Below are 14,463 nucleotides of genomic sequence, written 5' to 3'. Positions count from 1 at the left end.
CCTGTGGACAAACTCCCGACTGTGAATAATCACGGACCTAAACCCGGCGCGGCACGCTGCCCAACTCGCGCTTCCAGCCCTTGCGCGCCGCGTCGTGCCATTTCAGCGCCGCGGGTATCGCCCGCCAGCCCTGCTTGATGGCCGTGCGCACCGCAAGATAACTGGCCTCGTCGACGCCGGACCACCCAATCCCGAAGCGTTCCCGAACAATTGGCGGCAGACCCCCGAAAATTACCAGGCGCATCGGTGGCGCCAACGCGGTGCGAACCGGCATCGTCGGCAGCAGCGCGTCCATGATCGGACGCAGCAGGGGAGTGCTCGGGTAATCCGGTGACGCGCTCATGTCGGGAATTGCGGTGCGCTGGATGAACTCGATCAGAAAGTCCGACGCGGCATTAGGTTGCAGCACTTCGGCGCAGCAGCGCTCGTACTCCCGATTGAACTCGGCCAGCGTTGGCGGCAGCAGCGAGTCCGACATCCCGTACCGGCGATACCATTCACAGCCCTCCAGATAAAGCTGTTCGCGCTCGCGGTTAGTGAGTCGATGCACATCCCAATGCTCGGCGAGTCGGTGCACCATCACCTGAAAGGTGGCATGTGCCCACCAATACGTCTCAGGTTTCAAGGCGTGATAGCGCTCCCCGTCGGGTAGTTCCCCCTTGATGTCGCGATGGAAATCACGCACCTTGATACCCGTGTCCTCCGCCTCGGGACCGTCGTAGATCGTGCCGAGAATGCCTGGCAGCGAACGGAATACGCGGTCGACGGGATCATCGAAGAAGTTCGAATGGTCGATGAGTCCCTGGCCGATCGCGGGATGCATCGTCTGCATCAGTCCCGCTGTGCCGCCTTCGAACGCAATCCGCATGTCGCCTGCCCAGCGCCACAGCAACGACCGCGGGCCCAACTCGATGCGTTCGCTCATGACGTCCCGGTGCGTCGCGCGTAAGCCTCGCGTTTTTCGCGTTCCAGGTCCGAGGTGAACACCCGCCCGGTACCCAAGACGCGTGCGAACGCCTCCGCCACGCTTTGCGGCAATAGGCGCTGCGCCCACACCGTACGACCGAGCGAACGCGGGACCGCCACGTGTGACTCCGGTTTGGCGATCACTCCGACCACGGCCCGCGCCACATCGCTGGGCTCGGCATTCTTGAAACCCTTGGCGTGCCCGACACCGGCAATCATTTCGGTATTCGTCAGAGTCGGCATGATCACCGAAAAATGCACACCGCTGCCGTGGTTCTCCATACGGACGGCATCGGTGTATCCGAGCACGGCATGTTTTGTGGCGCAATAGGTTGCGATGCCCTCGGTAGGAAGCACACTGCCCAGCGACCCGATATTGATGACGTGACCGCGCCGGCGCGGCAGCATCCGTTGCGTCGCCAATTTGGTGCCCAGGATGACCCCGTGCACGTTGACGTCGAACAGGCGCTGCGTGACGTCGTCTGGTTCGTCAACCGCGCTTCCCACCGCGATCAAGCCGGCGTTGTTGACCAGGACGTCCAGCGGCCCCAACTTGTCTTCGACGGTGTCGAGAAACCCCGTGAACGACGGGCGATCCGTCACGTCCAAGCGAGTGGCCAGCGCCAGACCCAACCGGTCACCGGACTCCTTGGCAGTGGCCTCGTCGATGTCTCCGATGGCGACCTTGGCGCCCAAGCGGTGCAGGTCGGTCGCAATGGCCAGACCAATTCCGCGTGCGCCGCCGGTAATGGCTACAACTTTTCCGGCAACCGAAGATGTCACCGCTACACGGTATCGCGTGTCGCCAGCGGTGCGTTGGCAGTCGTAGAGTAACTGCGGTGGCGTCTACCTCGTCTAATGACCGGATGATCGCCGGGGTTGCGGCTGCCGCCATCGCGCTTGGTGTCGCCCAGTTGCTCAGCATCCCGATCGGTGGGCGGGCGGATGCGCGCACCGCGGTCGGCGCTGCGGTCATCGACCTCACCCCCGGACCGATCAAAGAGTGGGCCATCCAAACCCTCGGCACGCTGGACAAACCATTTTTGGCCGTGGTCGTGCTCATAGCGATTGCCACTATCGCGGCGATCGCCGGAACCCTCGAAACTCGACGCCGTCCGCTCGGCAGCGCCGCGATCGCGGCGATGGGTGTCCTCGGCTGTGCGGCCGTGCTGTCGCGGCAGTCTGCGACAGCACTCGACACCATTCCCACGGTGGTTGGCGCCGTGTGCGGCGTAGCGGTCCTGCGGGTGCTTACGCCGGCCCATCCGCCGGACAACGAGGACCACCCGGACACTGGCCGACGCAAGCTGGTCATGTTGGGCTTAATCGGATTTGGGGTCGTCACCGGCGTGGCAGGTAGCGTTGTAGCGCGGCTGGCCCATTCGGTAACTGCCGACCGCAAGGCCTTCGTCCTGCCCCGGCCACGGTTCGCGGTACCTCCCATACCCGCCGATGTGCAACCGAAAGGCGTTGCGCTGCCAAGCTTCATCACACCGAACACCGAGTTCTACCGGATCGACACAGCGCTTAGTGTTCCGCAACTCAGCCACGGCGACTGGCGGCTGCGCATCCACGGCATGGTGGATCGTGAAATTACCTACAGCTTCGACGACCTCACCAAGTTCGACGTCGTCGAGTCGGTGACGACACTGACCTGCGTATCGAATCCCGTTGGCGGCAACTTGATTTCGACGGGAGTTTGGACGGGTTACCGTGTGTCTGATCTGCTCGCGGCGGCCGGTGTGCACAAGGACGCCGATATGGTGCTCTCGACCTCGATCGACGGATTCACCGCGGGCACACCGGTTGAGACTCTTACGGATGGTCGCCAAGCGCTGCTGGCGGTCGGCCTCAACGGCCAGCCCCTACCGGTCGAGCATGGCTACCCGGCGCGATTGGTGGTGCCCGGACTCTACGGCTACGTGTCGGCCACCAAATGGGTCGTCGACTTGGAGCTGACCCGGTTCGACAAAGCCAAGGCGTACTGGACGCGTCAGGGCTGGGCGGCACGGGCGCCGATCAAGACCGAGTCGCGTATCGACGTGCCGAGAAGCGGTCAAAAAGTCCCGATGGGGCACGTGGTGTTCGGCGGTGTCGCGTGGGCGCAGAACCGTGGCGTGCGGGCCGTGGATGTTCGGATTGGCGACGGCGAATGGCAGCCTGCTCAGCTGGGAGCCAGCTATTCCAATGAGACGTGGCGGTTGTGGAGTTTGCCTTGGCAGGCGAAAACCCCTGGGAGACAAACTATTACCGTCCGTGCCATCGACAACACCGGAGCTGTGCAGACGGAGGAGAAGGCTAATCCCGTTCCCGATGGCGCTACCGGCTGGCACACGGTGAACTTCACTGTCGTAGAAGCTTGACGCTATTTGGAAGTTAGTTTCCGCCAACTGATCACGGCAATCACCACTCCGATCAAGGATGTGATCGGACCGATGATCGACCAGGTCGTGGTGTTGCTCATCGGGCTACCGCCGAGGACCCCAAATCCCTGCAGTGCCCAAATCAACCCGAACAACGCAATGATCAACCCGACCGCGAAAGTGACGACGAAACCCCTGTTCATACCGGCAACCTTACGTGCCGATTCGACGCGGCGGTACGAATGAGGAGTGGCCGAGCCGACCTTCGGAAGATGAGAGCGACGGTGTCAGATGAAGTCTGAGCCGCCGTCGACGTTCACCGTCGCGCCAGTGACGTAGCCGTTGCGCCGGGATACCAGGTAGGCGGTGAGGGAAGCGACCTCCTCGGGCAGTCCCGCGCGACCGAGATCACACGGCTGGTGAAAGTTGTTGTCGATCCAGCTCATAACGTCGCGCGGGTCGGTGGCATCCAAACCGTCCGCGGCGAGGATGTCTTTGAGCACCTCGGTGAAGCTGGCCGTCACGATGGTGCCGGGACACACACAATTGACCAGAATGTCGTCTTTGGCAAGGCTTTTGGACAGGTTTTTGGTGACGCTGGCCAACGCCGCCTTGGACGCCGTGTAGGCGACGATCCGGGGATTCTGACGTTGAATGGAGTGCGCCGACAGGGTCACAATGCGGGCCCAATCCGCGGCGCGCAGCAGGGGCAGCGCGGCACGGATCGATCGCACCGCCGACATGGTGCCGAGCGTGAACGCCGCGTCCCACTCCGCGTCGTTCATCTGCTCGAAGTAGCCGTCGCCCGGTCCGATGGTGTGCACCAGGCAGTTCAGTCGTCCCCACCGCTCGGCTATCGCAGAAAAGCCGGCATCGATCGACTCGGCATCGGCCATGTCGACGCTGATCCCCACGGCATCCGGCGCGCCGGCTTCGCGTAATCCCGTCACGGCGGCATCCAGCGCCGCTTGGCCACGCGCCATCACCGCGACGCTGGCGCCCTCGGCCGCGAGGGTCTGCGCGATGGCCAGCCCCATCCCCTTACTGCCGCCGGTGACCACCGCGGTCGATTCGGTAAATCCCAGATCCATGAAGTCTCCTCTACCGTTCAACGCCTAACGCCTGCAAGCAAAACCGCAGAATGTGCTCACGCAAACCCGAGCGGTCCGAGTCACCCGTCGTCCAGTGCCGGTCGATGCCGGCCCACACCACGCCATGGATGAATCGCGCGTCGTGCTCTGGGTCGACGCCGCGGAATACGCCGTGCGCCACGCCGCGCTCGAGTGCCTCGCGCAGCGGCAACAACATTTCGGCGTATGCGGGCTGAATCAAGTTAGGGGCGGCCAACGCTTGGGATTGCGCCTGCAGTGACAGCCGGCGCAGATCGGATCGGACGCTGTCGTCGAACGCCAAGTCGAGTCGGGCGTCGATCCATGCCTCCACGGCCTCCACATCTGTTGGCGCCGCGGTCATCCGGCGTCGTAGCCGTTGCGTCTCGGCGCGCGCCGCCGTCAGGAAGACCGCGGCCAACAGCTCGTCCTTCGAACCGAAATGCCGATAGAACGCACGTGTGCTCAGTCCGGCTTGTTCCAAGACCGCGGCGACGCTCAGCCCCGCCACTCCCTGCTCCTGCAGCGCCGCGGCTGCGGCAGCGAGGATTTCGCGACGAATCTCCGGATCCGGGGCCAACTTGTTGCGCCGCCGCGTGCGAGAAACGCCTTCTTGGTCAGGCTGTCGCATCGTAGGTCGCGAGGTAGTCGGCGAACCGCTCGCGGACGCCCTCGGGGGTGAGTCCGAAGTCGGCCAGGTCGTAGTCGTGTGCGCCGCGTGAGCCTGGCTTGTGCTGGTCGGCCCAATTCCGCACCGAATTCAGCGTGGCGTCGGTGAAAGCCAAACCGAGTGTGTCGTAACTGGATTGCAGGGTGGCAACTGGCTCAGCCTGCAGGTCGGCGAACGAGACGTCAACGAATCGGTCGTCACCCATCCGCCTGCGAAAGTCCATCGCCCGCCGCACCCCTTCGGTCCAGCTGTCGACTTGTTCGGCGCCCAGCTCGACCGGGTCGTCGCGGTCACTGCTCCAGCTGCGCACGTATCGGATCAGACTGCACACCGACCCCATTACTTTGGCCGGATCACGGTGGCTCCATAGGAATTTAGCGTTCGGGTAGGCCTCGACGAGGGCATCGAGCGCGAAGATATGCACCGGGGTCTTGAGATGCCACAGACTGGGCGGGCAATGCCACTGGAGCAGTTTGAGAACCCGGCGGTGATAGATGTACGTCTCGCGCATATCGCAATTCATCAGCCAGTCCAGATACGCCGGTGCGCGCACGGCGCCGTCGAAATGAAACGTTCGAAAGCTCATGCCCATCAGGTCCTGGCATTCCGTCGGCGCCGTGGCCTCGGAGTTGTAGAGCGTTTTCATCAACGGGAACATGTCATCCAGCATTTTCAGGCCTGCCTCGGCCTGTGCGATGCGCGGATCGTCATGCTGGGTGGCTGATTCCGGTGGCGGCACCGGGGCTTGGGATTCCCACATCCGCAACGACCGGAACTGGGGATCGGCCGCCACCAGCTGACTCAGCGCGGTGGTGCCGGTTCGTGGTAGACCGATCACAAACACCGGCCCGCCGACCACCTCGTCGTCGATCTCGGGGTGTTGGGCATAGGTGTGCTCGACCTTAAGACGCTGGATCAACGCGTTGCTGATGGTGGCGTGCTGGATGACGCGGCCCAGTTCGTTCAGGTCGGCGGCGGTGTTCAAAGCATCAACGATGCGTTCCAGGCCCTCGCGATAGTAGGACGACCCGAAATCGTCGAGACCCGTTGCGGCGCAGGCTCCCTCCATTAGCTCATCGGCATTGAACGTCATCGACCAAACCTTTCGCGCACGGCGGTGCGCCGCGCCGCCAAGGTGGCTGCCCGCTCGGCGGGGGTGACTCGCGCGGTGTCGGGGGGTAACTCGGCCGAGACGTCGCCGATCGGCACCACCCTCGTGGTCGGTGTCGGCGCTGTCGTGGTGCGCACACAGCGCAGGATGATCGGGCCGTTGCTGTGCCCCGCGGTATCGAGCCAGTTAGCGACTCCGGGGTCTTCGGCGCAAAGCACCACCCGCACTCTGCCGTCCGAATCCACCACGGCCTGATGGGCATTCAGGCTGGACTGGTGGCGACCATAGTGAATGGTCTCCCACCACGGGTTGCCGATCGAAAAACTCCAATAAATGCCTTCGGGCGGTTCGACTTCCACGATCAACGCCTCGCCGGGTTCGAGTTCCCAGCGCCCGATCACCGGTCTGTTCTCCGCGGCCGCACCCATGTCGCTGCGATCGATCGGCGGCAGAAAGCCATTGACAGGTGCGGCCTCGCCGAACTGCAGAAAGAAGGCCAGGTTCTCCTGTACGAAGTCGCCGAGCGCCACGAGTTGCCGCGACAAAGCGGTTCCGGCGTCTCGGGCCGAGGCGCCTGCCGAGACCGGATCACCGAGCCGCTCGATACGAAGCGACGACGCCACTTCGGTGTCCCAGTCGTAGAAGAAGTGTCGCACCGTGAAAGTGGGATGGTCACCCTCGATGCGCATCCAGTTGCCGGAGCGCTCATCCGCGGACAGGATTACCTCGAAATTGCCGTCGGCATCCACGTCGAGTTCGTCGACCAGAACGTTCGAAGTGGCCGCGATGCCGTTCATGGTTTGCAGTCCGACATAGCGCGCGGTGCCGCGGCTTCCGGACAGGCGATAACTCTCGCCGCCGCGCAGCACGGCCCGCGTGTAGATGCAATCCGGACATTCCATGCCCCAGGTCAAGACGTCATCGGTGCTGGTGGGTTGCACCCGCAACACCGGATCCGGGTCGAAGCGCAACACCTCGTCGACGCCGGCGGCGAGCAGGACCAGCAGGTGACGCATACCTGCGGCGAGATCAGCCCGATTCCGGCTGGCCGGATCGGATTCCACCCTGTCAGCCGCGCCACCGAGCCGCTGCAGGAGGTGCGACCATGCCTGCGCCAGGCTGGGTGTTTCGTCGGATTCCGACAGCGCGGCCTCGGCTATCGAGAACGGCAGCCAGGCCACCCGCGCCTCCTTAAATGAAAATATCGTTTTCACTTAATGCAGCCCTGACTATCGCAGCAAGTCGCCGGGAATGTCAACGACAGTTCCGGAGCGTTAGCCTGACAACCGTGACACCAACGTTCGCCGATCTGGCCAAAGCGAGATACCTCTTGCTCACCACCTTCACTAAAGACGGGCGGCCCAAGCCCGTGCCGATCTGGGCCGCGGCCGACGGCGATCGCCTGCTGGTCATCACCGAAGGAAAGTCGTGGAAGGTCAAGCGAATTCGCAATACGCCGCGGGTGACGCTGGCCGTCTGCGACGTGCGTGGCCGCCCTAAGAGCGAAGCCGTCGAAGGCACCGCGGCCATCTTGGACAAGTCGCAAAACGCCATGGTCTACGACGCGATCGGCAAGCGCTACGGCATTGTCGGGAAGGTCTTCAACATCTTCAGCAAGCGGCGCGGCGGCATGGAAAACAACATCGGACTCGAACTCAGGGTGGCTGGATAAGTCAGGACGCCAGGTGCTCGCCGAAGAAGGCGAACACCCGTTGCCATGCGTCTTCGGTTGCCGTCTCGTCGTAGCCGAATCCGGTGATGCGCAACAACGGTTGACCGGGCAGTTTGTTGGCGAAGCTGTGCCCGGCGCCCGGGTAGGACTTGATGTCTGCGGTGATGTCCTTGGCCTCGGTCACTTTGCGCAGTCGCTTGGCCGCACCCACTCCTAGCGGATCGCGGTTGCCGAAGCTCGCGACGATGGGGCACGCGCCGTCGAGGGTTTCCTCGAGCTTGCGTGGCAGCGGGGTGCCGTAGAACGGTGCAGATGCACCAAAACCTTTGGGGGACAGCACGAGTGCGAATTGTCCGCCCATGCAGAAGCCGACGATCCCGACCCGTCCGGAGCATTCGGGCATGGACAGCAGATGATCCCGCGCGGCCAGCACGTCATCGATGGCCGGCCCGTGTTTGGTCAGCACGTCGCGCATCACCCGGGTGATGCATCGTGCCCGGCCACCCCGCGCGTACATGTTCGGCGTGAGCGCGACGTAACCCGCTCGGGCGATTCGCTGCGACATCGACTCGTTGTCCGGGCCATAACCGATCGCGTCGTGCACGATCACCACACCTGGCCAGGGGCCTTCTCCAGCCGGTACGTTCAGCAGCGCATCGATCGCTCCGGCGGGGGTGTCGATCTCAATCGTGGTCATAGTGTCATCTAACTGCAGCCGCGCCGCGACTGCGCGTGGAACTCCGGCACGCACCGCAATCGTTGGCCTGTCATGGTTGGACGGCTCTTTCTCATCTATGCCGTCGTCGAGCTCATGGTGACTGTCGGGCTGGCGGCGGCGATCGGCGTCGGTTGGACGGCATTGTTGCTCCTGGGCACGTTCGTGCTGGGTGTAGGCCTCGGAGCTCCCATGGGCGGGCTGCAGCTCAGCCGCCAATTCGCCCAGCTGCGGTCCGGCGCGCAAGAACCGCGCGCCGCATTGAGCGACGGTGCGTTGACCGCACTGGCGACCGGGATGGTCGTCATACCCGGTCTGGTCACCACCGCGCTGGGCCTGTTGCTGCTGGTGCCACCGATCCGGGCCGTCGCGCGCCCCGGCCTCACCGCCATCGCGCTGCGCGGCGCGAGGGACCACATCGACGACCGGGACTACATCGACGGCCGGGACTACATCGACGGCGAGGTGATCGACGTCATCGACGGCGAACCGGCGGTGCTGCACGGCACCCCGGTCGCCTATGAGGCGCCCATCCGCAAGGCGTCGGGCACCATCTAGTTTCTCCCTGTGACGCAGACCCACACCACGCTGCTGGTCAACGGGCGAATACACAGCCCCAGCCACCCTGACGCCACCGCGATGGCGATCCGCGGGAACGTCGTGGCATGGCTGGGCAGCGATGACGTGGGCCGCAACCAATTTCCGGACGCCGTGATGCAGGATCTCGACGGCGCATTCGTAGCGCCGGGATTTGTCGACAGCCACATCCACCTGAGCGCAACCGGATTGGCGATCAGTGGCCTGGATTTGCGTCCAGCCACCTCGCGGGCCCAATGTGTGCGGCTGGTCGCCGATTACGCGGCCGCGCATCCGGGACGGCCGGTGTGGGGTCACGGTTGGGACGAGTCGGCGTGGCCGGAGAACACCGCGCCCAGCACTGCCGATCTGGACGCGGTGCTCGGCGATCGTCCGGCTTACCTGGCTCGGGTCGACGTGCACTCTGCCCTGGCGTCCTCCGGTTTACGACGGCTCGTGCCCGACCTCGCCGGTGCCGCCGGGTTCGACGCACAGCGGCCGCTAGCTGAGGATGCCCATCACCGGGCCCGGGCAGTGGCTCGTAGCCTGCTGACCGAAGCGCAACTCACTGAGGCTCGCGTGGCCGCGCTGCAGGCGCTGGCCGCGGCCGGAATCGTTGCCGTGCACGAATGCGCCGGCCCGGAGATCGGCGGTCTGGACGACTGGCTGCACCTGGCTGGCCTGGACCAGGGTGTCGAGGTGATCGGCTACTGGGGTGAGGCGGTGACCACGCCGGCGCGTGCCCGCACGCTGATAGCCGAGACCGGCGCCCGCGGCTTGGCCGGTGACCTGTTCGTCGACGGGTCACTGGGCTCGCGCACCGCGTGGCTGCACGAACCGTACGCAGACGCGCCCGGCTGCACCGGCGCCCGCCACGTCGACCCCGGCGCCGTCGAAGCGCACCTGCGGGCCTGCAGCCAGGCCGAAGTGGCGGCCGGGTTTCACGTCATCGGCGATGCCGCGGTCTCGACTGTGGTCGATGCCCTCGAGCGAGTCGTCGACGACCTTGGCATCGCCGCGGTCGCTCGCTGCGGCCACCGTTTGGAGCATCTGGAGATGGTCAGCCCCGAGCAGGCCGCCAAGCTGGGCTCGTGGGGCGTTATCGCCAGCGTGCAGCCCAATTTCGATGCGCTGTGGGGCGGCGACGACGGCATGTACGCCCAGCGGCTCGGTCCGGAGCGAGCCTGCCGGCTCAACCCGTTGGCGCTGTTAGCATCCCAAGGCGTGCCCCTCGCCTTCGGTTCCGACGCGCCTGTCACCGACTTCGAACCGTGGACGAGCGTGCGCGCGGCGATCAACCACCGCACTCCGGGCAGCGGGGTTTCGGCGCGCGCGGCGTTCGCTGCCGCAACCCGCGGCGGGTGGCGGGCCAGCGGCGTCCGCGACGGTATCGCCGGCACTTTGGTCCCGGGCGCGCCCGCATCGTATGCGGTGTGGGATGCCGGCGTGCTCGATGTCAGCGCGCCCCGCGACGCCGTCCAGCGTTGGTCGACTGATCCGCGGGCCCGGGTAGCGGCGCTGCCCCGACTGGGGGAGAACGATCCGTTGCCGCGCTGCCGCCAAACCGTTCATCGGGGTGCGGTCATCCATGGCTGACGAGACAGCCGCTGAGCAAAGCTCGGAGGATTTGCTGGCAGAAGACCCCCCGGATTTGCCGGAAGCCCGGCCGCGGCGGCTGCCGACGCTCTGGGCAGCGCTACGGCCGCGGGTGACCAGAATGGCGGTCTCGCTGGTGGCAGGCGGGCTGATGTTCGCCAGCTTCCCGTCGCTGAACTGGTGGTGGGCGGCGTTCGTCGCGATCGCGATGTTGACCTGGGTGCTGATCCATCCGGCCACCACCGCCGCTGGCGGGTTGGGCTACGGATTCCTTTTCGGTGTGACGTTCTACGTGCCGCTGCTGCCGTGGATCGGCACATATGTCGGCGACATGCCCTGGCTGGTGCTGGCTACGGCGTCGGCGTGCTTCCCGGGCGTTTTCGGCCTGTGCGCGGTGGTGGTGCGGCAACTGCCGGGCTGGCCGATATGGTTCGCTGTGCTCTGGGGGGCCCAGGAGTACTTTAAATCGATTTTTCCCTTCGACGGATTCCCCTGGGGATCGCTCGCGTTCGGTCAGGCAGAGGGCCCGCTACTACCGTTGGCGCAGCTCGGCGGTGTTCCGTTGCTGTCCTCGTCGGTCGTGCTGATCGGCGCCAGCCTGACCGCGATCGCCCTGGAGATCGCGCGTTGGGTCAAGGCCCCGACCCGCAACGCCCGGCCCCCGGCGGTGATGTTGCCGGGCCTCAGCATCTGCCTGGTGTTATTGGCCGCCATCTTGGTCTGGCCGCAGGTGCGGCACTCAGGTGCCGGGTCGGGCGGCGAACCCGCCATCAACGTCGCCATCGTGCAGGGCAATGTGCCACGGCTGGGTTTCGACTTCAACGCACAGCGCCGCGCGGTATTGGATAACCACGTCAGCCAGACACTGCGGTTGGCCGAGGAAGTGCGCGCCGGGACGGCCCCGCAACCCCGGTTCGTCATCTGGCCCGAGAACTCGTCGGACATCGACCCGTTCCTCAACGCCGACGCCTACCAGGAGATCTCCAAGGCGGCCGACGCGATCGGGGCGCCGATCCTGGTCGGAACGTTGCTGCCGGTTCCTGGCCGCATGAAAGCCACGCCGGAATACACCAACACGATGGTCGTCTGGAACCCCGGCAGCGGGCCCGGCGAGCGGCACGACAAGGCGATCGTCCAGCCGTTCGGCGAATATTTGCCGATGCCGTGGCTTTTTCGGCACCTGTCCGGGTACGCCGACCGCGCCGGCCATTTCGTGCCCGTCGCCGGAACCGGAACCGTGCGCATCGCGGGGGTAACGGTCGGGGTCGCCACGTGTTGGGAAGTGGTCTTCGACCGCGCACCGCGGAACTCGGTCCGAAACGGCGCCCAGTTGCTGACCGTGCCCAGCAACAACGCCACCTTCACCAAGACCATGAGTGAGCAGCAGCTGGCCTTCGCCAAGGTGCGGGCCGTCGAGCACGACCGCTACGTCCTGGTCGCCGGGACCACCGGGGTCAGCGCCGTCATCGCCCCGGACGGCCGCGAACTCAAGCGCACCGAGTTCTTCGAGCCGGACTACATCGACACCCAGGTGCGCCTGAAAACCACGCTGACACCAGCAACGCGCTGGGCTCAGATCCTGCAGTGGGTGCTGGTCGGAGCGGCTGGAGCGTTGATTTTGGCCGCGATACGGCACAATGATGGTTTCTCGCGCTGGTTTCTGCGTTCCCGTCGTGCAATGTGGCCTCGGCGGTCGGTGTCAGCTGAATCGGACGCCCCGGAAGCTGAAAGCGCGATCCCGAACCCGAAAAACGCTGAAAGTGGGGCCCAGAGCGGGCCAAGTGAAGGAGCTACATGACCACCGGCCAGCCTGTGCCCGAGGTTCCGGGCGACATACCCGGGCAGAGCCCCAGCCAGCGGGTTCTGGTGATCATCCCGACCTACAACGAGCGGGAGAACCTGCCGTTGATCCATCGTCGGGTGACAGACGCCTGCCCACACGTTCATATCCTCGTTGTCGACGACAACAGCCCGGACGGCACCGGGCAGCTCGCCGACGAGCTGGCCGCCGCAGACGTGGGTCGCACGCACGTGTTGCATCGCACCGCCAAGAACGGCCTTGGTGCGGCGTATCTGGAAGGTTTTGCCTGGGGACTGGGCCGCGGTTACCTGGTCCTGGTCGAGATGGATGCCGACGGAAGCCACGCGCCCGAACAGCTCTACCGTCTCTTGGAAGCGGTCGACGCCGGAGCCGACCTGGCGATCGGGTCCCGCTACGTACACGGCGGGACCGTGCGGAACTGGCCGTGGCGGCGCCTCGCCCTGTCCAAGACGGCCAACACCTATTCCCGGCTGGCGCTTGGTATCGGCGTGCACGACATCACCGCCGGGTATCGCGCCTACCGCCGCGAAGTGCTCGAGACGATCGACCTGGACAGTGTCGACTCCAAGGGTTACTGCTTCCAGATCGAGATGAGCTGGCGCAGCGTCAACGCCGGGTTCGTCGTGGTCGAGGTGCCGATCACCTTCACCGAGCGCGAGATCGGTGTCTCCAAGATGAGTGGATCCAACATCAGCGAGGCGCTGGTCAAGGTGACCCGATGGGGCGTGCGGGGCCGATTGGAGCGCCGCAAAGGCAAGAGCGCGGGCGCGCGCGCCCACACCTAGCCGCGCGCCTAGCCGCGGCGACGCGACCGAATCAGGTCGAGGCGCTCCTTGAGCAACTCTTCGAGTTCTTCGACCGAGCGGCGCTCCAGCAGCATGTCCCAGTGGGTACGCGGCGGCTTTACCTTCTTCGGCTCCGGCAGATCGCCCTCGATCAGGGTGCCTTCCATGCCGTTGCGGCACAGCCAGGTGCCGGGGATTTCGGCGTCGTCGGCGAACGGGACTTCGAATTCCTCGCCGTTTTCGGTGCGGTAGCGGGCGATTTGGCGCGGCGCGAGGTCGTGGTTGCGGTCGGTCTCATAGCTCACGGCGCCGAGGCGACTGCCTCGCAGGACACGATCAGCCATTGGTGCTGCTCCTTTGGGTCCGGTGAGCTTGTGGTGCTCCCGTATCTGAAATCTCTCTAAGCAAACGTTAAGACCATTTGCTCAAGTTCCCGGTGTTCTTGGTTTATGCGCGACGCGACGACGCGACGATCCGCGAACATAGATGATACCGGGATCTCGGCGCGGATCGGACTAAAGTCTGCAGTCGTGAGTCGTCGCCTTCGGCCTCAGCCGTGCCGCTGGTGCGGTCGTGATGTGACCGACGTCGGGATGGGTCGCCGTCGGCAGTACTGCCGCCAGTCGTGTCGGCAGCGGGCCTACGAGCAGCGGGCCATGATCTCCCGCGGTGATGCGGCCGCCGTGCCGGCCGATGCCGTGGTGTTGTCGGCCGACGAGGCCGCCGATCTCTCTGATCGCGTCTACCAGGTCCGATGCGCCGCAGAAGATGTCGCAACCGCGCTCGAGGAAGGCGCGGCCGCCGCCGAATTGCGTGATTTGTGCGATGAATTGCTGCGCGCGGCCCAGGCCGCCGACGGTTGGCGGCGCGTCGGCGTTTGAGCCGGCTTCGCGACGCGATACCTCGCGGAACGGTACAGTCGCGCCATAGCTGGGAGTATCGGACGTTTTTGAAATCCTGCCGGAGTTGGCGATACTCACCAGCAAGATTCTTGGGTCGCAGCGCCGCCCGAAGCCGTAGCTTCGTGCAGCACCTTGCATGACTCGGCGAGAGCCGCACACGGCGGGTCAGAGACGAC

15 protein-coding genes and 1 pseudogene are annotated in these 14,463 nt (G+C 65.2%); 7 read left to right on the top strand and 9 right to left on the bottom strand.

From position 1 onward, the window contains the following. Positions 1-37: 37 nt before the first annotated feature. Together A5634_RS07525 and A5634_RS07520 are read right to left on the bottom strand one after the other, a co-directional pair. The gene (locus tag A5634_RS07525) at positions 38-925 is read right to left on the bottom strand and encodes an oxygenase MpaB family protein (RefSeq protein ID WP_065143433.1); all 888 of its coding nucleotides are present in this window, start codon (positions 923-925) and stop codon (positions 38-40) included. Continuing rightward, positions 922-1,749, bottom strand: a complete 828-nt coding sequence (locus tag A5634_RS07520; RefSeq protein WP_065143432.1) for an SDR family oxidoreductase — start codon at positions 1,747-1,749, stop codon at positions 922-924. Before A5634_RS07520 ends, A5634_RS07525 begins: the two co-directional genes overlap by 4 nt. Before the next feature lie 83 nt (positions 1,750-1,832). On the opposite strand from A5634_RS07520, the gene A5634_RS07515 reads away from it, so the two are divergent. Continuing rightward, positions 1,833-3,329 carry a molybdopterin-dependent oxidoreductase gene (locus A5634_RS07515; RefSeq protein ID WP_065143431.1) on the top strand — a complete coding sequence of 499 codons (1,497 nt, stop codon included), beginning with the start codon at positions 1,833-1,835 and terminating at the stop codon, positions 3,327-3,329. Between the two features lie 2 nt (positions 3,330-3,331). Here the strand turns inward: A5634_RS07515 and A5634_RS07510 are convergent, their stop codons facing one another. From A5634_RS07510 to A5634_RS07490, 5 genes are all read right to left on the bottom strand, one after another. Then, positions 3,332-3,532 (bottom strand): hypothetical protein, encoded by a 201-nt coding sequence (locus A5634_RS07510; RefSeq protein ID WP_065143430.1) that lies wholly within the window; start codon positions 3,530-3,532, stop codon positions 3,332-3,334. Between the two features lie 84 nt (positions 3,533-3,616). Then, entirely contained in the window at positions 3,617-4,420 is an 804-nt protein-coding gene (locus A5634_RS07505; RefSeq protein WP_065143429.1) for an SDR family NAD(P)-dependent oxidoreductase, read from the bottom strand. A 10-nt stretch (positions 4,421-4,430) separates the two neighbouring features. Then, positions 4,431-5,069: a TetR/AcrR family transcriptional regulator gene (locus A5634_RS07500; protein WP_065143428.1), complete on the bottom strand. Its 639-nt coding sequence runs from the start codon at positions 5,067-5,069 to the stop codon at positions 4,431-4,433. Beyond that, positions 5,056-6,201 (bottom strand): sulfotransferase family protein, encoded by a 1,146-nt coding sequence (locus A5634_RS07495; protein ID WP_065143427.1) that lies wholly within the window; start codon positions 6,199-6,201, stop codon positions 5,056-5,058. Before A5634_RS07495 ends, A5634_RS07500 begins: the two co-directional genes overlap by 14 nt. Then, entirely contained in the window at positions 6,198-7,400 is a 1,203-nt protein-coding gene (locus tag A5634_RS07490; protein ID WP_065143426.1) for a DUF1214 domain-containing protein, read from the bottom strand. Before A5634_RS07490 ends, A5634_RS07495 begins: the two co-directional genes overlap by 4 nt. Positions 7,401-7,507: 107 nt before the next feature. On the opposite strand from A5634_RS07490, the gene A5634_RS07485 reads away from it, so the two are divergent. Continuing rightward, positions 7,508-7,891 carry a PPOX class F420-dependent oxidoreductase gene (locus A5634_RS07485; RefSeq protein ID WP_065143425.1) on the top strand — a complete coding sequence of 128 codons (384 nt, stop codon included), beginning with the start codon at positions 7,508-7,510 and terminating at the stop codon, positions 7,889-7,891. A 1-nt stretch (position 7,892) separates the two neighbouring features. Here A5634_RS07485 and A5634_RS07480 read toward each other — a convergent pair whose 3' ends face one another. After that, positions 7,893-8,588, bottom strand: a complete 696-nt coding sequence (locus A5634_RS07480; protein ID WP_065143424.1) for a dienelactone hydrolase family protein — start codon at positions 8,586-8,588, stop codon at positions 7,893-7,895. A 72-nt stretch (positions 8,589-8,660) separates the two neighbouring features. Between A5634_RS07480 and A5634_RS07475 the strand changes: the two genes are divergently transcribed. The 4 genes and pseudogenes from A5634_RS07475 to A5634_RS30300 all read left to right on the top strand — a co-directional run. Further along, positions 8,661-9,164, top strand: a complete 504-nt coding sequence (locus tag A5634_RS07475; protein WP_065143423.1) for an FxsA family protein — start codon at positions 8,661-8,663, stop codon at positions 9,162-9,164. Positions 9,165-9,245: 81 nt separating this feature from the next. Then, complete coding sequence (locus A5634_RS07470; protein WP_081290264.1) at positions 9,246-10,778, top strand: amidohydrolase; 1,533 nt, start codon at positions 9,246-9,248, stop codon at positions 10,776-10,778. A 121-nt stretch (positions 10,779-10,899) separates the two neighbouring features. Further along, positions 10,900-12,576 (top strand): apolipoprotein N-acyltransferase, encoded by a 1,677-nt coding sequence (gene lnt / locus A5634_RS07465; protein ID WP_437339951.1) that lies wholly within the window; start codon positions 10,900-10,902, stop codon positions 12,574-12,576. Then, positions 12,564-13,437: pseudogene (locus A5634_RS30300) on the top strand (polyprenol monophosphomannose synthase); the annotation flags it as partial. The gene lnt and the pseudogene A5634_RS30300, both read left to right, overlap by 13 nt. Here the strand turns inward: A5634_RS30300 and rbpA are convergent. After that, positions 13,394-13,729 carry an RNA polymerase-binding protein RbpA gene (gene rbpA, locus A5634_RS07455; protein ID WP_036359704.1) on the bottom strand — a complete coding sequence of 112 codons (336 nt, stop codon included), beginning with the start codon at positions 13,727-13,729 and terminating at the stop codon, positions 13,394-13,396. The pseudogene A5634_RS30300 and the gene rbpA sit on opposite strands and share 44 nt — an antisense overlap. A 186-nt stretch (positions 13,730-13,915) precedes the next feature. On the opposite strand from rbpA, the gene A5634_RS28905 reads away from it, so the two are divergent. Next, on the top strand, positions 13,916-14,266 hold the full coding sequence (locus tag A5634_RS28905) for a hypothetical protein (RefSeq protein WP_081290263.1): 351 nt from the start codon (positions 13,916-13,918) through the stop codon (positions 14,264-14,266). Positions 14,267-14,463: the final 197 nt, after the last annotated feature.

Source organism: Mycobacterium asiaticum (assembly GCF_001673365.1).
Lineage (GTDB): Bacteria > Actinomycetota > Actinomycetes > Mycobacteriales > Mycobacteriaceae > Mycobacterium > Mycobacterium asiaticum_A.
Note: the sequence above shows the minus strand (reverse complement) of the source record. Positions and strands in the feature narration are given on the sequence as shown.